16 protein-coding genes and 1 riboswitch are annotated in these 17,204 nt (G+C 72.2%); of the genes, 8 read left to right on the top strand and 8 right to left on the bottom strand.

Translation table 11 applies throughout. From position 1 onward, the window contains the following. Nucleotides 1-33: 33 nt before the first annotated feature. From M8C13_RS09525 to M8C13_RS09510, 4 genes are read right to left on the bottom strand one after another with little or no spacing between them, the layout of a single operon-like run. Nucleotides 34-1,263, bottom strand: coding sequence for an ABC transporter permease (locus tag M8C13_RS09525; protein ID WP_252480135.1), 1,230 nt, complete (start codon nt 1,261-1,263; stop codon nt 34-36). Continuing rightward, entirely contained in the window at nt 1,260-1,943 is a 684-nt protein-coding gene (locus M8C13_RS09520) for an ABC transporter ATP-binding protein (RefSeq protein ID WP_252480134.1), read from the bottom strand. Before M8C13_RS09520 ends, M8C13_RS09525 begins: the two co-directional genes overlap by 4 nt. Then, nucleotides 1,940-3,031 carry a peptidoglycan-binding protein gene (locus M8C13_RS09515; protein WP_252480133.1) on the bottom strand — a complete coding sequence of 364 codons (1,092 nt, stop codon included), beginning with the start codon at nt 3,029-3,031 and terminating at the stop codon, nt 1,940-1,942. The genes M8C13_RS09520 and M8C13_RS09515 overlap by 4 nt, the downstream gene beginning before the upstream one ends. Then, the gene (locus tag M8C13_RS09510; RefSeq protein WP_252480132.1) at nt 3,028-3,564 is read right to left on the bottom strand and encodes a hypothetical protein; all 537 of its coding nucleotides are present in this window, start codon (nt 3,562-3,564) and stop codon (nt 3,028-3,030) included. Before M8C13_RS09510 ends, M8C13_RS09515 begins: the two co-directional genes overlap by 4 nt. 130 nt (nt 3,565-3,694) lie before the next feature. Between M8C13_RS09510 and M8C13_RS09505 the strand changes: the two genes are divergently transcribed. The 5 genes from M8C13_RS09505 to glyA all read left to right on the top strand — a co-directional run bounded on the left by M8C13_RS09505 (nt 3,695) and on the right by glyA (nt 8,584). After that, nucleotides 3,695-4,348 carry a response regulator transcription factor gene (locus M8C13_RS09505; protein ID WP_252480131.1) on the top strand — a complete coding sequence of 218 codons (654 nt, stop codon included), beginning with the start codon at nt 3,695-3,697 and terminating at the stop codon, nt 4,346-4,348. Further along, nucleotides 4,329-5,504: a cell wall metabolism sensor histidine kinase WalK gene (locus tag M8C13_RS09500; RefSeq protein ID WP_252480130.1), complete on the top strand. Its 1,176-nt coding sequence runs from the start codon at nt 4,329-4,331 to the stop codon at nt 5,502-5,504. The genes M8C13_RS09505 and M8C13_RS09500 overlap by 20 nt, the downstream gene beginning before the upstream one ends. A gap of 53 nt (nt 5,505-5,557) precedes the next feature. After that, nucleotides 5,558-5,657, top strand: a riboswitch (glycine riboswitch). Nucleotides 5,658-5,805: 148 nt separating this feature from the next. Then, nucleotides 5,806-6,912: a glycine cleavage system aminomethyltransferase GcvT gene (gene gcvT, locus M8C13_RS09495; RefSeq protein ID WP_252480129.1), complete on the top strand. Its 1,107-nt coding sequence runs from the start codon at nt 5,806-5,808 to the stop codon at nt 6,910-6,912. A gap of 34 nt (nt 6,913-6,946) precedes the next feature. After that, nucleotides 6,947-7,318: a glycine cleavage system protein GcvH gene (gene gcvH, locus M8C13_RS09490; protein ID WP_252480128.1), complete on the top strand. Its 372-nt coding sequence runs from the start codon at nt 6,947-6,949 to the stop codon at nt 7,316-7,318. A gap of 15 nt (nt 7,319-7,333) precedes the next feature. Continuing rightward, a complete protein-coding gene (gene glyA, locus M8C13_RS09485; RefSeq protein WP_252480127.1) occupies nt 7,334-8,584 on the top strand; it encodes a serine hydroxymethyltransferase in 1,251 nt (416 codons plus the stop codon). A gap of 71 nt (nt 8,585-8,655) precedes the next feature. Here glyA and M8C13_RS09480 read toward each other — a convergent pair whose 3' ends face one another. From M8C13_RS09480 to M8C13_RS09470, 3 genes are all read right to left on the bottom strand, one after another. Then, complete coding sequence (locus M8C13_RS09480; protein ID WP_252480126.1) at nt 8,656-8,862, bottom strand: hypothetical protein; 207 nt, start codon at nt 8,860-8,862, stop codon at nt 8,656-8,658. A gap of 135 nt (nt 8,863-8,997) precedes the next feature. Then, nucleotides 8,998-11,241: an FtsX-like permease family protein gene (locus tag M8C13_RS09475; protein ID WP_252480125.1), complete on the bottom strand. Its 2,244-nt coding sequence runs from the start codon at nt 11,239-11,241 to the stop codon at nt 8,998-9,000. Further along, complete coding sequence (locus tag M8C13_RS09470) at nt 11,238-11,933, bottom strand: ABC transporter ATP-binding protein (protein WP_252480124.1); 696 nt, start codon at nt 11,931-11,933, stop codon at nt 11,238-11,240. Before M8C13_RS09470 ends, M8C13_RS09475 begins: the two co-directional genes overlap by 4 nt. Before the next feature lie 169 nt (nt 11,934-12,102). Here M8C13_RS09470 and M8C13_RS09465 point away from each other — a divergent pair, with 169 nt between their 5' ends. Together M8C13_RS09465 and M8C13_RS09460 are read left to right on the top strand one after the other, a co-directional pair. Next, nucleotides 12,103-13,299 carry a sensor histidine kinase gene (locus M8C13_RS09465; protein ID WP_252480123.1) on the top strand — a complete coding sequence of 399 codons (1,197 nt, stop codon included), beginning with the start codon at nt 12,103-12,105 and terminating at the stop codon, nt 13,297-13,299. After that, nucleotides 13,296-13,955: a response regulator transcription factor gene (locus M8C13_RS09460; protein WP_308202776.1), complete on the top strand. Its 660-nt coding sequence runs from the start codon at nt 13,296-13,298 to the stop codon at nt 13,953-13,955. The genes M8C13_RS09465 and M8C13_RS09460 overlap by 4 nt, the downstream gene beginning before the upstream one ends. Here the strand turns inward: M8C13_RS09460 and M8C13_RS09455 are convergent. Next, nucleotides 13,945-14,931 (bottom strand): TetR/AcrR family transcriptional regulator, encoded by a 987-nt coding sequence (locus M8C13_RS09455; protein WP_252480122.1) that lies wholly within the window; start codon nt 14,929-14,931, stop codon nt 13,945-13,947. The two genes, M8C13_RS09460 and M8C13_RS09455, sit on opposite strands and share 11 nt — an antisense overlap. Before the next feature lie 86 nt (nt 14,932-15,017). On the opposite strand from M8C13_RS09455, the gene M8C13_RS45360 reads away from it, so the two are divergent. Next, entirely contained in the window at nt 15,018-17,021 is a 2,004-nt protein-coding gene (locus tag M8C13_RS45360; RefSeq protein WP_252480121.1) for a prolyl oligopeptidase family serine peptidase, read from the top strand. Nucleotides 17,022-17,204 lie beyond the last annotated feature (183 nt).

The following is a 17,204-nucleotide window of genomic DNA, read 5'->3' as shown; positions in this document are numbered from 1 at the left end:
CCGTGGGAGAGGCACCCGGTCCGGGTGTGCGGTTCAGGCTGACGCGAGGGCTACCGTCGGCGACAGCTTGGCCGCACGCCCGGCGGGGAACCACCCCGCCAGGGTGCCGATGAGCACCGAGGCCCCGACGCCGCCGGCGATCGCCTCCAGCGGAAGCGCCACCGGCCAGTCGTTGCTCATCGCGTAACCGATGCTGACGCCCAGTCCCAGCAGGACCCCGAACACCCCGCCGAGCCCGGACAGCAGCACCGCCTCGGTGAGGAACTGCGCCCGCACCTGCCCGCGGCCCGCCCCGAGCGAGCGCCGCAGACCGATCTCGGACCGCCGTTCCAGCACGGAGATCACCATCGTGTTCGCCACCCCCACCCCGCCCACGAGCAGGGCGACCGCGCCCAGCCCGAGGAACAGCGTGGTGAAGGTGGCCTTGGCCTGGATCTGCGCGGCCAGCGCGTCGGAGGGGCGGCTGACCTTGACCTCCTCCGGGTTCTTCGGGTTCACCGTGCCCGGCAGCACCTCGCGCACCTTGTCCACAGTGGACTCCAGCGAGCGCTCGTAGACCGTGGTCGGGTGACCGTCGAAGCCGAGCTGGCCCTTGGCCACCTCCCAGCTCACCATGGCCGAGCGGTCCAGCTCCTCGGCCAGCGGCATCGGTTCCAGGATGCCCAGCACGGTGAACCACTTGCCGCCCAGGAAGACCTGCTCGCCGGGCTGGGTCACGGCCAGCCGCTGCGCCGCGACGCTGCCCAGCACCACACCCGGGTACTTCGCGGTGGCCGCGTTGAACCAGGCGCCTGCCTTGATCTTGCCGCCGAGGGTGTCGAGCAGGTTCTGCTCGACCGCCTCCACGCTGAGCCCGCCGGTGTTCTGCGGGTCCTCCTTGTCGCTGCGCAGCACCTTGACCCCGCTGAGCGCGGCCACCGAGGAGGCCTTCTGCACCGAGCCGATCCGGCGCACCATGGCCGAGGCGTCCTCCGGCAGCTTGGCCGACTCGCCGAACATGGTCTGCCCCGCGCCGACCCGCAACAGGTTGGTGCCCAAGGACTCCAGCTTGGCCTGCAACTCGGCCTGGCTGGAGGCGGAGATGCCCAGCACGGACACCATGGCCGCCACCCCGATCGCGATACCCAGCGCGGACAGGATGGCCCGCGCCGGGCGGCCGAAGACCCCGGTGAGCCCGGCCCGCACCAGGTCGAACACGCTGATCCGGGCCGAGCGCGGCAGCCTCGGCAGGCTGCCCGGCGGCGTGGACCTCTGTCTGATCATGCCGCCACCAGCCCGCTGTCGTGCCGCACCACACCGTCGAGCAGCTCCACCCTGCGCGGCAGCGAGCGGGCGATCTCCATGTCGTGGGTGATCACCGCGATCGTGGTGCCGTCCTCGTGCAGCTCGTGCAGCAGCTCCAGCACACCGCGCCCGGAGGCCGAGTCCAGCGCGCCGGTCGGCTCATCGGCCAGCACGATGGCCGGTTTGCCGACCAGCGCCCTGGCGATGGCCACCCGCTGCCGCTCGCCGCCGGAGAGCTCGGCCGGTTTGTGCTCAACCCGGTGGCCGAGGCCAACCCGCTCCAGCGCGTGCACCGACCGCGCGATCCGCTCGGCCCTGGGCACCCCGTGGTAGAGCAGCCCGGTGGCCACGTTCTGCGTCGCGGACAGGTACGGGGTCAGGAAGAACTGCTGGAAGACGAACCCGATCCAGTGCGCCCGCACCGCGGAGAGCTGCCGGTCCGACAGCGACCGCACCTCATGGCCCAGCAGCCGCACGGTGCCCGAGGTCGGGTGGTCCAGGGTGCCCATCAGCTGGAGCATGGTCGACTTGCCGGAGCCGGACGGGCCGACCACGGCGAGCAGCTCGCCGGAGTCGATCCGCAGGCTGGCCCCGCGCAGGGCGTGCACGCCACCCGCGTACTCCTTGGACACCGCGGAAAGCTCGATCACCGGAGTCATAGCCCAGCCACTTTCACCGTGGCGCCCTCGCTGAGACCGGACCCGCTCACCTCTACCTTGCCCTTGGCGAACATGCCCAGCTCGACCGCGACCAGTTTGCCGCTGCCGTCGGCCTGCACGACCTCCACCGCGTAGCCGCCCTCGGACAGCGCGAGCAACGCGCCGACCGGCACGGTGAGCACGTTCTCCTTGCGGCGGCTGGTGAAACCGACCCGCACCGGCGCGGCGTCCAGCTTGCCCGCGGCCTCCGGCTCGGTCAGCTCCACCTCGGCCTTGACCACGGTCTTGCCCGCGCTGGGGCCGCTCTCCTCGGCGGACTTCTCCGCCACCGTGCCGACCGAGGTCACCTTGCCCTTGGTGGACTTGCCGCCGGGCAGGGTCACCTCCACCTCGGCGCCCTCCTTGGCCAGGGACTGCTTCTCCACCGGCACCTCCACGCTGACCGTGCGGGTGGTGCCGGTGCCGGCCAGCACCTTGCCCTGGGCGGGCGTGCCCAGCGCTGCGTCCACAGTGGACACTCGGAAGGCGCCGGGCTGGAGCACCACCGCGGCCGGGTCCACCGAGCCGGTCTGCTCAAGGCCGAGCTTCTTCTGCCACTTCTTCACCGCGGCCGCGGTCTTGGCGTCGAACTTCTCGTCCACGGTGAACCCGGTGTAGCCCAGCGCGCGCAGGTTCTGCTCCAGCTGCCGGACGTCGGAGCCCTTGTCCATCCCGGACTCCAGCTTGCGCCAGAACGGCTTGTCCCCGAACAACAGCGGCACCGGCTTGTCGTTCACCTGGTACACGGCATCGCCCCGGCCGAGCTGGTCGCCGGGCTTGGGCAGCCAGGTGACCACTCCGCCGCCGCCGTGCGCGGTGACGTCGAACTTGCCGCTGTAGCCGAGCTTGCCGGAGAGCTCCTCGTGCTCCTGCAAGGTGGTCCGGACGATCTTGCTGGTCTTGCTCTGCGGCTGCTGGTTCCCCTTGTCCGCCTTGGCGTCCTCGTTGTGCCCCAGCACCAGCACCCCGGTCACCCCGACCGCGGTGACGGTGGCCGCGGTGAGCACCACGTACGGCCAGCGGCGGCGCAGGCGTCGCGGTTCGGTCATTTCACCGGCTCCGCCCCGGCCATGCCCGCGTTGCCCATGCCGCATTCCTTCATCGCCTTCTCGGCTTTCTCCTTGTCATCGCCCAGGTTGATGGTGGCCCCGTTGCCGCCCTCGGCCTCCTTGATGTCGATGCCCTTCTCCCGCAGGCACTGGTTCATCTTGGCCCGCTTGTCCTTCTCCTTCGGGTCGTTGGGGTCGAAGTCGCTCTTGGGCAGGTACTTCTTGCAGGCCTCGTTGGCCTTGTCCATCTTGGAGTGGTCGCCCTCCATCGGGATCGCCCGCGCCATGCCACCGGAGTTGGGGTCCGGGTCGGGGAAGTCGACGCCGTTCTCCCGCATGCACGCGGCGAACTTGAGCATCGCCGCCTTGGGGTCCTTGGGCACGTCGTCCGCGCCGGCCTTCTGCTCGGTGCCCTTGTTGCCGCCGTTCAGGCTGGCCGGGCCGTCGGCCTTGTCCTCGCCACCACAGGCGCTCAGGGTGAAGGCGGTCACCAGCGCGGTGACACCCAGGCCCAGCCGGGTCAGCGTGTTCATCGTTCCTCCTCACCGCGTCGGACCGGTTGGCCCGGCGTTGTGGGGCCAGGTCTACGCGGACGGGTGTTTCCGGAGGCTCTCCGCCGACGGAAACATTCCGGAAACCCCCGGCCCGCGCATACTCGGTGGCATGCGGGTTCTGGTGGCCGAGGACGAGGTCGTGCTGGCCGAGCTGGTGGCCTCCGGGCTGCGCGCCGAGGCGATGGCGGTGGACGTGGTCTTCGACGGCCTGTCCGCGCAGGAACGGCTGGCCGTGCACGACTACGACGTGCTGGTGCTCGACCGCGACCTGCCGGGACGGCACGGCGACGACGTGTGCGCCGAGCTGGCCACCAGGGGCAGCCGGACCAAGGTGCTGATGCTCACCGCGGCCGGCTCGCTGGAGGACAAGGTGGACGGTCTTCAGCTCGGCGCGGACGACTACCTGACCAAACCGTTCGAGTACCCGGAGCTGCTGGCCAGGGTGCAGGCGCTGGGGCGGCGCAGCCAGCCCGCGCTGCCGCCGGTGCTCAGCCGCAACGGCGTCCGGCTGGACCCGGCCAACCGCCTGGTCAGCCGGGACGGGCGGCGGATCGACCTGTCCCCCAAGGAGTTCGCGGTGCTCTCGGTGCTGCTGCGCGCCCAGGGCGCGGTGGTCAGCTCGGAGCGGTTGCTGGAGCTGGCCTGGGACGAGCACGCGGACCCGTTCACCAACGCGGTGCGGGTGGCCATGTCCAAGCTGCGCGCCAAGCTCGGCGAGCCGCCGGTGATCGAGACGGTGCCCGGTGCCGGCTACCGCATCTGAGCGCCCGGCCCGGCTGACCGTCCGGGTCAAGCTGACCGCGCTCTACGGCGCGCTGTTCCTGGGCAGCGGCGCGGTGCTGCTCACCGTGATCTACCTGCTGGTGCGCGACCAGCTCTCGTTCCGGCTGGCGACCACGATGGGCCGCGCCATGCCGATGGACACCGTGCCGTCCTCGGTCGCGGTCCGCGGGTACAACCCGGACGGCACGCTGGGCTTCGTGCCCGCGGTCGAGGTGACCAGGGCGGTGGAGGCCACCACGCTGGACACCCTGCTGCTGGTGTCCATCCTGTCCCTGGTCGGGGTGGCCGCGGTGTCGGTGGCCGCGGGCTGGTGGCTCTCCGGCCGGGTGCTGCGGCCGCTGCACACCATCACCGCCACCGCGCAGCGGCTGTCCTCGACCAACCTGCACGAGCGACTGGCGATCAAGGGCCCGCCGGATGAGCTGACCGAGCTGGCCGAGACCTTCGACCGGATGCTGGACCGGCTGGAGTCCTCCTTCGACAGCCAGCGCCGGTTCGTGGCCAACGCCTCGCACGAGCTGCGCACGCCGCTGGCGGTGCAGCGGGCCGCGGTGCAGATCGGGCTGGCCGGCAACCCCAGCCCGGAGAAGGCGGCCGAGATCAGGGAGCAGCTGCTCACCGCGAACCGGCGGATCGAGCGGCTCATCGACGGGCTGCTGGTGCTCGCCCGCAGCGACCGCGGCCTGGCCAAACGCGCCGAGGTGGAGCTGCACGCGGTGGTCGGCGAGGCGGTCGAGCAGTACCGGGCCGAGGCCGAGCGCAGGCAGGTGGAGCTCCAGGTGCGGCTCACCGAGGCGACCGTCTCCGGGGACCGGGTGCTGCTCACCCAGCTGGTGGCCAACCTGGTCGCCAACGCGATCCGGCACAACCTGGCCGAGGGCGGCACGGTGTGGGTGCGCACCGACGCCTTCGGCGGGCTCACCGTGTCCAACACCGGCCCCAAGGTGCCAGCCAAGCAGATCCCGCGGCTGTTCGAGCCGTTCCGGCGCGGCGAGGGCCGCACCGACAAGGGCGAAGGCGCCGGACTGGGCCTGTCCATCGTGGACTCGATCACCCGCGCGCACGGCGGCACGGTGCGGGCCCACCGGCGGCCGGATGGCGGGCTGCGGGTCAAGGTCGAGCTGCCCAGGGGTTGACAGACCCCTCGACTGTCCCGGAAGGTTCGCGGCACAACCGCATATCGGCCGTTTGAGCTCGGGCGGGAGAGATCCCGGCACGCAGCACGCACGGGACGCCGAAGGAGCAACCTCTCCCCGGAAACTCTCAGGCAACGTCACCGTTCGAGCGAGGCGACTCTGGAAAGCAGGTGGGTTCGCCCACCTCACCCACGGTGCAACCCGTGTTCGCGCGGGGAAGCTCTCAGGTCCCATGACAGAGCGGGGAGGCTCGCCAGCGGCGTCCGCATGCCCGTGGACGCCTCGACCACAGGAGCCTCCCGTGACCGGACTCGGCGCGTCCCGCCGCAGCCCCCTGCACGCCCAGCACGTCGCGCTGGGCGCCCAGTTCACCGACTTCGCCGGCTGGTCGATGCCGCTGCGCTACGGCAGCGAGCTGGCCGAGCACAAGGTGGTCCGGGAGGCCGCCGGGTTGTTCGACCTCAGCCACATGGGCGAGATCGAGGTCACCGGTCCCGAGGCCGGGCGGGTGCTGGACTACGCGCTGGTCGGCGCGATCGGCTCGCTGGCGGTCGGCCGGGCGCGGTACACCATGCTCTGCCACACCAACGGTGGCGTGCTGGACGACCTGGTGGTCTACCGGCAGGCCGAGCGGAAGTTCCTGGTGGTGGCCAACGCGTCCAACGCGGTGCTGGTACGGGCGCTGCTCGGCGAGCGGGCGCACGGCTTGGCCGCCGAGGTCGTGGACCGGTCCGCGGAGACCGCGCTGATCGCGGTGCAGGGCCCGGCGTCGGCGGAGATCGTCACCGCGGTCACCGGGCAGGACCTCACCGACCTGAAGTACTACGCCGGACGCCCCGCGGTGATCGCCGGGCATGACGTGTTCCTGGCCCGCACCGGCTACACCGGCGAGGACGGCTTCGAGGTCTACGTGGCCGCCGAACTGGCCGGTGCGGTGTGGCAGCGGATCGCCGAGACCGGCGAGCCGCTGGGCCTCAAGCCCGCCGGGCTGGCCTGCCGGGACACCCTGCGGCTGGAAGCCGGCATGCCGCTCTACGGCAACGAGCTGCACGTCGGGGTGACCCCGTTCGACGCCGGGCTGGGCCGGGTGGTGCGCTTCGACAAGCTCGGCGACTTCGTCGGCCGCTCGGCGCTGGAGGCCCGCACGCACACCACCCGCGCGCTGGTCGGGCTGGCCGGCAAGAGCCGCCGCAGCCCGCGGGCCGGGCAGCTGGTCAAGCTCGCCGACGGCACCGTGGTGGGCGAGGTCACCAGCGGCGCGCCCTCCCCCACCCTCGGTCACCCGATCGCGCTCGCCTATCTCGACCACGCGCACGCCGCCGCCGGGACCGAGGTGGTCGTGGACGTGCGCGGCAACGCCGAACCGGCCGAAGTGGTCGCCGTCCCGTTCTACAAGCGCTCCCGCTGACCTGCGAAACTTCCCCGCGAAAGGCAATACCGCTGTGTCTGTGCCCCGTGAACTGAGCTACACCAAGGACCACGAGTGGATCACCGAGGGCGAGGTGGCCACCGTGGGCATCACCGCCTACGCCGCCGAAGCGCTCGGCGACGTGGTGTTCGTCCAGCTGCCCGAGGTGGGGGCGGTGGTCAGCGCCGGAGAGTCGTGCGGTGAGATCGAGTCGACGAAATCGGTCAGCGACCTGCTGGCCCCGGTCACGGGAACGGTGACCGAGGTCAACCAGGCGGTGGCCGAGGATCCGGCATTGCTGAACTCCGACCCGTTCGGAGCCGGGTGGCTGATCAAGATCAACCGCGCGGGTTCGGACGGGGAGCTGCTCACGCCGGATGCCTACGACGAGCTGACCGCAGGCTGAAAGGGAGACCCGATCATGTCCACATTGGACACTCCGCTCGCGCAGATCGACCCGGAGATCGCCGAGGTCCTGGGCGCCGAGCTACGCCGCCAGCAGTCCACCCTGGAGATGATCGCCTCGGAGAACTTCGCCCCGGTGGGCGTGCTCGAGGCGCAGGGCTCGGTGCTGACCAACAAGTACGCCGAGGGCTACCCCGGCAAGCGCTACTACGGCGGCTGCGAGCACGTCGACGTCTCCGAGCGGCTGGCCATCCAGCGGGTCAAGGACCTCTTCGGCGCCGAGCACGCCAACGTGCAGCCGCACTCCGGCGCGCAGGCCAACGCCGCGGTGATGCACGCGCTGCTCACCCCCGGCGACAAGATCCTCGGCCTTGAGCTGGCGCACGGCGGCCACCTCACCCACGGCATGCGGATCAACTTCTCCGGCAAGCTCTACGACGTGGCCGCCTACCAGGTGCGCGAGGACACCGGCCTGATCGACATGGCCGAGGTCGAGCGGCTGGCCAAGGAGCACCAGCCGAAGCTGATCCTGGCCGGCTGGTCGGCCTACCCGCGGCAGCTGGACTTCGCCGAGTTCCGCCGGATCGCCGACGAGGTGGGCGCCTACCTGATGGTGGACATGGCGCACTTCGCCGGGCTGGTCGCGGCCGGGCTGCACCCCAACCCGGTGCCGCACGCGCACGTGGTGACCACCACCACGCACAAGACCCTGGGCGGCCCGCGCGGCGGCACCATCCTGTGCACCCAGGAGTTCGCCAAGAAGATCGACTCCGCGGTGTTCCCCGGTCAGCAGGGCGGGCCGCTGGAGCACGTGATCGCGGCCAAGGCGGTGGCGTTCAAGATCGCCGCGACCGAGGAGTTCGCGGACCGGCAGCGGCGCACCCTGTCCGGGGCCAAGATCCTGGCCGAGACGCTGGTCAAGGCCGGTGGCGGGGTCAACGTGCTGACCGGCGGCACCGACGTGCACCTGGTGCTGGCCGACCTGCGCCAGCACGAGCTGGACGGCAAGCAGGCCGAGGCCCGGCTGCACGAGGTCGGCATCACGGTCAACCGGAACGCGGTCCCGTTCGACCCGCGCCCGCCGATGGTCACCTCGGGCCTGCGCATCGGCACCCCGGCGCTGGCCACCCGCGGCTTCACCGACGCGGACTTCGCCGAGGTCTCGGACGTGATCGCCAAGGCGCTCACCCCGGACTTCGACGCGGCCGCGCTGCGCGGGCGGGTGGCCGACCTGGCCGCCAAGCACCCGCTGTACCCGAACCTCTGAGCTGAACAGCGAAGGACCCCGTGCCCTCGGTGGGCGCGGGGTCCTTTGTGGATAGTGGGGAAAGTCTTGGCTCAGGCGGCGATCGGGCCGGCGTGGCGCACCGGGCGGTGGGTCTTGTGCGCCGCGCGGGCCGCGCGGGTGGCCTTGATCCGCTCGGTGCGAGCGACCCGCACCGCCCTCGGCTCGCCCTGGCCGTCGACCACGGCCGGGAGGATCATCAGCAGCAGCACCAGCAGGCTCAGCACCGCGCCCGTCCAGGTCAGCACCATCTCCAGCATCGTGGTCTCCTTCACTTCGCGCTCTCTGTGTCTGCAACCAGTTTGCGCTGGTAGACCCCGGTTCCGGATCGGCCGTTAAGCCATACCGACCCCGACCGTTCGGCCAGTCGGCGGACTGGCCGAACGGCCGAGGCCTCACTCCTCGGCGTAAGCCTGAGGAGAGATCCGGCGCAGGAGCGGGCCGCAGGCCGAGGCCGCCACCACCGCGACGCCGAAGCCGACCACCAGTGGCGTGAGCAGCCACAGGTTGAGCGTCAGCGGAGCGCTGGCGATGGTCATCAGCCCCGCGCCGACCACGAGTCCGGCGATGCCCGCGCCCAGTGTCGCCACCAGTGACGGCAGCGCCGCCTCCGTGCGCAGCGCCCTGGCCAGCACCCGCACCGGGGTGCCCGCGGCGATCAGCGCGGCCAGCGTGCGCCTGCGGTCGACCACCGCGCCCGCGGCGGTGATGGCGGCGCTGATGCCGCCGAGCAGGCCGGCGATGATCAGGCCGATCATCGCGATCCGGCGCATGTCCGCGACCTGCATGCCGTCGCGGCCCTGCTGGGCCTCCAGCGAGCCGACCCGGCCGCCGGGCACCTGCTCGATCAGCAGGGTGCGCACCAGCTCCGCGTTGGCCGGGCTGGTCTGCACGGTCAGGGTGTAGCCGTTGAGCTGGGCGCCGCTGGGGATCACCTCGGGGTCGATCAACATGGTCAGGTCGGCCTTGGTGGTGGGCCCGGCCATCTGGTGCACCACGGGGCGTGCGGGCAGCGGGGTGCGCGAGTCGCCCTTGCTGCTGTAGGAGGCGAACTGCAGCGGGCCGGGGGGCAGCTTCGCGCCCTTGCCGATCCGGACGCCGGGCTGGCCGCCGCACTGGCCGATCTCCAGCCACATCAGCCGGGTGGCGTCCGCGCAGCTGAGCACGATCGCGCGGCCGACGTGGTTGTCCGCGCTGTCCCGCAGGTTGCCCTGCGCGGCCACGCCGACCGGGCTGTTCACCCCGCGCTTGGCCAGCTCTGCCCGCAGCCGTTCGGCGGCGGTGGGCGCCTCCTCGGCGGAGACCGTGGTGTAGAGCACGCCCTCCTTCCACGGGCCCCAGACCCGCTGGTCCACCTTGCTCTCCAGGGAGGGCAGCACGGTCAGCGCCAGGCAGCCGGTGAACACCGCGAGCACCACGCCGGAGGCGGCCCGGTAGGCGGCCTTGGGGTCATCGCGCAGGCGGCGGCCGGCCAGCAGGGTGGACGGGCGGCGCCAGAGCTTGGTGAAGATCCGGCCGACCACCGAGGTCATCCACGGGCCGACCACCGAGGCGGCCAGCGCGATCGCGGCCAGCGCGCCGATCAGCACCGAGGTGCCGCCGGTGGCGCTGGCGACGCTGATGCCGCCGGCGAAGGCCACGCCCGCGCCCACCAGGATGAGCAGCCGCCACGCGCTGGGCGCCTTGCGGCCGTGCTGCTGGGCCGCGCCCAGTGGCTGGGTGAGCACCCGGCGCAGGCCGAACACGGCCGCGCCGACCACCAGCAGCGGGGTGCCCACGGCGATGCCGAGGCTGAGCAGCCAGCTGGGTTCCAGGTCGGCGGCGAACCAGGTGCCGCCGTTCCACGGCAGCTGCGTGGTCAGTCCCCTGGCCAGCGGGCCGAGCAGCAGGCCGAGCAGGGTGCCCAGCACGGTGGCGATGGCGATCTCCGCCACCGTGATCGCGACCACCTGACCGGGGGTCGCCCCGGCCAGCCGGAGCGCGGCCAGGCGGCGTTCCCGGCGGGCCGCGGTGAGCCGGGCCGAGGAGGCGATCAGCACCAGGCTGGGCACCACCAGCACGACCAGGCCGACCTGGGAGAGCAGCAGCAGGATGAACTCGGGCTGGGGATCGTGGGTCGGGACCAGGCCGGCCGCGGGGTAGGCGTCGTACTCGGCCAGGGCCTGCTGGCTGTGCCCGACCACCGCGACCAGCTCGCCGGGGTAGACCAGCGCCTGGTCGCCCAGTTCGGCGACCACCTTGCCCTGGAAGCGTTTGGCCAGGTGGTCCGCTGGCAGGTCCCTGGCCAGCGCGGCCAGTGCCGGGGACAGCAGCACCTCGCCCGGCTGCGGGACCCGGAGCAGGCCGGGCGCGGCCGGGGCGTTCGGGGTGAGCGCGGCGACGTCGACCCGGACGATGGTCTTGTCCCGCACCCGGTCCTCGCTGCTCTTGACCAGGACGGTGGCGGCTTCGGCGCTCTCGGTCGGGCCGGGCGAGCGCCACGCCTCGTGCGCGGCCCTGGCGTCCAGCGCGCCGGGCACGGCGGCCAGCCAGGACACCAGGGTCACCGCGATGGCGACGCCGAGCAGGGTGCACACCGCGGAGACGAGGCTGCGCTTGTCCGCGCGGAAGACCCGCAGGGCGAGCTGGAACGGATTCACGCGGCGACCCGCCTGGCGATCAGCCCGTCCCGGATCTCCACCACGCGCTCGGCGCGGGCGGCCACGGTCGGGTCGTGCGTGACGATGACCACCGCGGCGCCGGAGTCCTTGGCCGCGGCCAGCAGCGCGCCGATGGTCTCGTCCGAGGTGCGCGAGTCCAGCGCGCCGGTCGGCTCGTCGGCGAAGATCACCCGTGGCCGGTGCGCCAGCGCGCGGGCGATGGCCACCCGCTGCGCCTGCCCGCCGGAGAGCTCACCGGGCCGGCGGCCCTCCATCCCGGCCAGGCCCAGCCGGGTCAGCCACTCCCTGGCCGCGCTCAGCGCCTGGTCCTTGGGCGCGCCCGCGAGCAGCATGGGCAGCGCCGCGTTCTCCTCCGCGGTCAGCTCCCCCACCAGCATCCCGGCCTGGAAGACGAAGCCGAAGGCGGAGCGACGCAGCTTGCTGCGCTCGGTCTCGCCGAACTGGTCGATCCGCTTGCCGTCCAGCATCACCACACCGTCGTCGGCGGGCAGGATGCCGGCCAGCACGTGCAGCAGGGTCGACTTGCCCGACCCGGACGGTCCGATGATCGCGACCACCTCGCCGGGGGCGATCGAGATGTCCACCCCGGCCAGGGCGTGCGTCTGCCCGTAGCGCTTGATGAGGTGATGGCCGGTGAGCACCGGCTGCGCACCGAAACCCGGAACCGTCACGTTGTCCTCCTCGTTAGTCCTGACGAGGAACGAGACTGTCCGAGTGCGGCCGTGGTGACTTCGGCCAGCGGGTCAGGCGTGGGCTGCCGTCCTCAGCCGATCGGCCGAGGGGCGGGGTGGCCACCCGGCCGAGGTGCGCGCGCGGGCCGGACACGTACGGTGTTCCACTGTGGACACCACGTTGACCGGCTGGCGGCCGTTGCTGCGGCGGCAGTGGCCGATCGCCGGCGCGCTCGGGTTCATGCTGCTGGTGGAGCTCAGCTACGCGGCGAGCTCGCGCAACGGGGAAGTGCTGCTGCTGGCCTGGCTGGCCGACGCGCTGGTCGCGCTGATCGCGGTGGTGGCGCCGCGGCGGCCGGTGGAGTCGGCGCTGATCGTGGTGTGCACCGAGCTCGGCCTGACCCTGGCGCTGCGCTACACCGGGGTGAACCACTGGGACGCGGTCTCCGGCATGGGACCGGTGGAGACCGCGGCCGGGATGGCGCTGATCGCCACCGTGGTGCGGCAGGCCTCGCCGCCGAGGGCCACCGTCGCGGTGGCCGGGATCGTGTTCTCCGGCATCGTCTCCGGGGTGGTGCGGCCGGGCGGCAACCTGTTCGACACGCTGGCCTCGGTGGCCGTGCCCGGCATGTTGCTGCTGCTGTCCATCGGCACCGGGGTGTACTTCCGGGCCAGGGACGCCGACCGCAGCCGGACGGTGCGCTCGGCGATCAACTCCGCGCAGCAGGACGAGCGGCTGGCGCTGGCCCGCGAGCTGCACGACGTGGTCGCGCACCACGTCACCGGGATCGTGGTGCAGGCCCAGGCCGCGCAGGTGGTGGCGGAGCAGGATCCGCTTGCCGCGCAACGGGTGCTGCCCTACATCGAGCGGGCCGGGGTGGACGCGCTGACCGCGATGCGCTCGCTGGTGAGCAGCCTGCGCGACTCGCAGATGGTCGGCGAGGTCGGCGCCAGCGACGCGGCCACCACCGATCCGGTGGCCGACATCCGCAAGGTGGTCGACGACGCGGCCGCGGCAGGCCTGCCGGTGTACCTGACCCTGGACCTGCCGCGCACGCTGTCGGTGGAGCTGGCCCGCTCGGTGCTGCGGGTGGTGCAGGAGTCGCTGACCAACACGCAGAAGCACGCGGTCGGGCTGACCGCGGTGCGGGTGGCCGTGTCCACCGCGGACGAGATGGTGCACATCAGGGTCACCGACGACGGCAAGGGATCCTCCGCCGCGCCCGCGGGCGGGTCGGGGGGCTACGGTCTGGTCGGAATGCGGGAACGGGTTGAGCTGTTGGGCGGCCGGTTCAGCGCCGGGCCGAGGCTGTCCGGTGGCTGGGAGGTGCACGCCTGGCTGCCGGTGCGGGAGGCAACGCGGTGACGATTCGGGTGTTGATCGCCGACGACCAGGAGATGGTGCGGGTCGGGTTCCGGATGATCCTGGAGGCCCAGCCGGACATCGAGGTGGTCGCCGACGTGCCGGACGGCATCAGCGCGGTGCAGCAGGCGCGGCAGCTGCGCCCGGACGTGTGCCTGATGGACATCCGGATGCCCGGCATCGACGGGCTGGAGGTCACCAAGCAGCTGTGCGGCCCCGGCGTGACCGACCCGATCAAGGTCGTCGTGGTGACCACCTTCGACCTGGACGAGTACGTGCACACCGCGCTGGGCTACGGCGCCAGCGGCTTCCTGCTCAAGGACGCCGGACCGGCGTTGCTGGTGGAGGCGGTGCGGGCGGCGGTGCGCGGGGACGCGCTGATCTCGCCGCAGATCACCGTGCGCATGCTGGAGCACTTCAACAAGACCGGCACCGGCAAGCCGAAGTCGGAGCAGCCGTCCGAGCCACTGACCGAGCGCGAGCTGGACGTGGTGCGCGCGGCCGCGCGCGGGCTGACCAACACCGAGATCGGCGCGGAGCTGTTCCTGTCGCTGTCCACGGTGAAGACGCACCTGGCTTCCGTGCAGGCCAAGCTGGGCGCGCGGAACCGGGTGGAGATCGCCGCCTGGGCGTGGCGGGCCGGTCTGCTCAACGAGTGAGCGCGTAGCCCGCGCCCGGACCGTCCGCACGGGCGGTGATCCGGGCGTTCGCCACCCGGACCGCGGTCTCCGGCCCGGTCACGCCGAGCCGCTCCGCGATGGACGGCGCGCTGGCGTCGCAGACCACCTTGACCTGGCCGGGAACGCCACCGGCGGCCCGCAGGTTGTGCCCGAAACCGGCCAGGGTGAGTCCGGCCAGCAACCGCAGTTCTGAGGAGCCAAGCGCACCGGCGACCACCGTCACCGGCTCGTCGGTGCCGCGCACCAGGTCCTCGACCGCGCCGAGCCGGTCGGGGCCGAGGAAGAGGATCAGCCCGTCGGCGTTGAGCTCGATCGGGGTGGCGTGCACGGTGCAGACCGCGAGCAGCTCCGGCCAGGCGAGGTTCGGCCTGGTCACCGGCGGCAGGTCGGCCGGGGGCCGCCAGGTGTCGGCGGCAGGCAGGTCGGCCAGCTGGGCGCAGGCGGCGACCACCGCGTCCTCGGCCACGAACTCCGGGGCCAGCGTGGCCAGCTGGTTGGCCCCGTGCAGCACGGTCAGCGCGAGCCGGGCCCGCTGCTCGCCCCGGTCGCCCTCGCTCGTGCGCAGCAGCGGGCCGAAGAGCACCGACTGGATCTCCAGCAGCTGCGCGTAGACGCCCCTGGTGTCCTCCTCGGCGAGCACCTCGCCGAGCAGTTCCGGGTTGGCGGTGCGGGCCAGCCAGGACCGGGCGAAGCCGGCCAGCGCGCCGCGCACGCTGCCGTCCACCGGTTCCGGGGCGCCTCGGTCGCCGAGGGCAGCCCCGGCCAGCACGGCGAAGTAGAGCGCGCGCTTGCCGGGGAAGTTGGAGTAGACCGCGCCCCTGGTCAGCCCGGCCCGGTCCGCGATGTCGTCGATCTTGGCGTCCCGGTAGCCGCGCTCGGCGAACTCGGCCCTGGCCGCCTCCAGGATCTTGGCGCGGTTGAGTTCTTGCAGCTCCGCCCTTGTCAGTCTGGCCACTTGACAAACCCTAGCCACTCAACGAAATACTCTCACCATCCAGATGATAGTAACATCTGAAATATTCCGGAAGCGGGTGAGGGCCAGTGACCACGGACGCCTACACGTGGCTGAACGCGGACACGGAGGAGGTGCAGGCCTGGCAGGAACAGCAGGTCAGCAAGGCAATGGGGGCGGTGCGGGACTTCCCCGGCTTCGCCGAGCTGGTCGAGGAGATCGCCCCACTGATGGCAGGCCAGCTGGCCGGGGCGCTGGCCGAGCGGCGGAAGGTGGCCGGCCGCTGGTTCTGGCTGGACCGCAACGAGGAGGGCACCGCGCAGGCCATCCGGGTGGCCGAGGACCGGGACGCGCCGGGCCAGGTCCTGGTGGACGCGGCCGCGCTGACCGCCGAGCGCGGGGACGACCGGGCCACCACGCTGATCTACCCGGAGCCCAGCCCCGACGGCCGCCTGCTGGCCTTCAGCGCGGCCGCGGGCGGGGACCCGTTCGGCCAGTTCCTGGTGGTCGAGGTGGACTCCGGCGCGCGGCTGCCGGTGGCGGTGCCCGCGATGCAGGGCAACCTGATCCGCCCGGCCTGGCTGCCGGACAGCACCGGCTTCTTCCTGGCCGGACGCGGCGAGACCGGCGAGCACACGCTGCGGTTCGTCCCGGTGACCGGCGGGCAGGAGGCGACCTGGGCGGTGCCGGGCATCCCGCCCACCTCGCTGGCCGTGGTGCCCCAGGTCTCCCCCGGCGGCGGCCGGGTACTGGTGGTCACCGCGCCACACGAGCACCTGGCGACGATGATCGCCGACACCGGCACCGGCGAGTTCCGCCGGTTCGCGCCCGAGGACTTCCACGGCGAGCTCTACGGCGACTGGCTGGACGAGCAGACCTACCTCGCGATCAGCACGGACACCCCACGCGGCCGGGTGGTCCGCATCCCGGTGGCGACCTCAACGGACCCGGCCACCTGGCAGGAGCTGATCCCGGCGAGCGACCTGGTGCTGCGCAGCCTGTACCGGCTGGGCGAGCACCTGGTGGTGACCGCGCTGAACGACGTGTCCCTGGACATCCGCAGCTACACCCTGGACGGCGCACCGGTGGCGACGGCCGCGCTGCCGTTGGCCAGCGCCAGCATGCAGCTGACCATACTGTCCCGGCTGCCCAGCGGCACGGAGGCTTTCGCTTTCAGCGCAAGCAGTTTCACCACCGCCGACACCACCTACGAGCTGCACCCCGAGACCGGCGCACTGGACGTCCTGGCACCGGGCGCTTCCCTGGACGACATCACCGTCGAACAGCACTTCGCCACCTCAGCCGACGGCACCCGGGTCCCGTACTACCTGCTGGCCCGCACCGACCTGGACCGCACCGAGGCTCAGCCGACGCTGGTGAGCGCCTACGGCGGCTTCAACATCCCCAAGCTGCCAACGTTCCTGGGCGCGTTGACCCCGTGGCTGCGCTCAGGCGGCATCTACGTGCACGCGAACCTGCGCGGCGGCAGCGAATACGGCCGCGAGTGGTACGAGTCGGCCCGCCGCCAGCACAAGCAGAACACCTTCGACGACCTCCACGCGGTCGCCGAGGACCTGGTCCGCCGCAACATCGCTACCCCCGAAACCCTTGCCTTCCAAGGCTCCTCGAACGGCGGCCTGCTCGCCGGAGTGGCCGTGACCCAGCAGCCCGAACTGTGGCGAGCGGTGGTGCCGACCATGCCGGTGCTGGACGTGCTCACCCCGGTGCCCGACGGACCGGGCGCGGAGATGATCCGCTCGGTGTACGAGCTGGACTACGGCAACCCGGCAGCCCCGGCGGACGCGGAGGTGATGGCCCGGTACTCGCCGTGCCAGAACATCCGGCCCGGGGTGCGGTATCCGGCGGTGTTCGTGGTGGTGGGCAACAGCGACATCGGCTGCCCGCCGCAGCAGGCCCGGCGGTTCGTGGCCGCACTCAGGGAGGCGAGCAGCAGCGCGCATCCGGTGCTGCTGCGGGTGTGGACGGCGGTGGGACACGGGAGCCTGGATCCCCGGATCGCGGCTGAGTTGCAGGCGGAATGGCTGGCCTTCGTCATGCGGGAGCTGGGAGTGGAGCTAGTCCCCCGGGGGTGAAAACCCACAAAGCGGGCCTCTCGTCTTCTCCGTACGGCCTGGAGACTGCGCACCGCATCCCGCCGAGCAGACGCTCACAGCAACCGCCGCCGAAGCCTCGCAACGTGACGGCGGCTGGTCGGTGGGATGTGGTTCGCTGTCGGAAGGTCGTGCGGAGAAGACGAGAGGACCGCGAACACGCTG

The organism is Crossiella sp. SN42 (assembly GCF_023897065.1).
Lineage (GTDB): Bacteria > Actinomycetota > Actinomycetes > Mycobacteriales > Pseudonocardiaceae > Crossiella.
This window is presented reverse-complemented; position numbering and strand designations above follow the sequence as displayed.

What these genes read in the sequence shown, in the direction of transcription:
- M8C13_RS09525 (WP_252480135.1), bottom strand. Translation starts at nt 1,263, where the DNA reads ATGATCAGACAGAGGTCCACGCCGCCGGGCAGCCTGCCGAGGCTGCCG.
- M8C13_RS09520 (WP_252480134.1), bottom strand. Translation starts at nt 1,943, where the DNA reads ATGACTCCGGTGATCGAGCTTTCCGCGGTGTCCAAGGAGTACGCGGGT.
- M8C13_RS09515 (WP_252480133.1), bottom strand. Translation starts at nt 3,031, where the DNA reads ATGACCGAACCGCGACGCCTGCGCCGCCGCTGGCCGTACGTGGTGCTC.
- M8C13_RS09510 (WP_252480132.1), bottom strand. Translation starts at nt 3,564, where the DNA reads ATGAACACGCTGACCCGGCTGGGCCTGGGTGTCACCGCGCTGGTGACC.
- M8C13_RS09505 (WP_252480131.1), top strand. Translation starts at nt 3,695, where the DNA reads ATGCGGGTTCTGGTGGCCGAGGACGAGGTCGTGCTGGCCGAGCTGGTG.
- glyA (WP_252480127.1), top strand. Translation starts at nt 7,334, where the DNA reads ATGTCCACATTGGACACTCCGCTCGCGCAGATCGACCCGGAGATCGCC.
- M8C13_RS09480 (WP_252480126.1), bottom strand. Translation starts at nt 8,862, where the DNA reads ATGCTGGAGATGGTGCTGACCTGGACGGGCGCGGTGCTGAGCCTGCTG.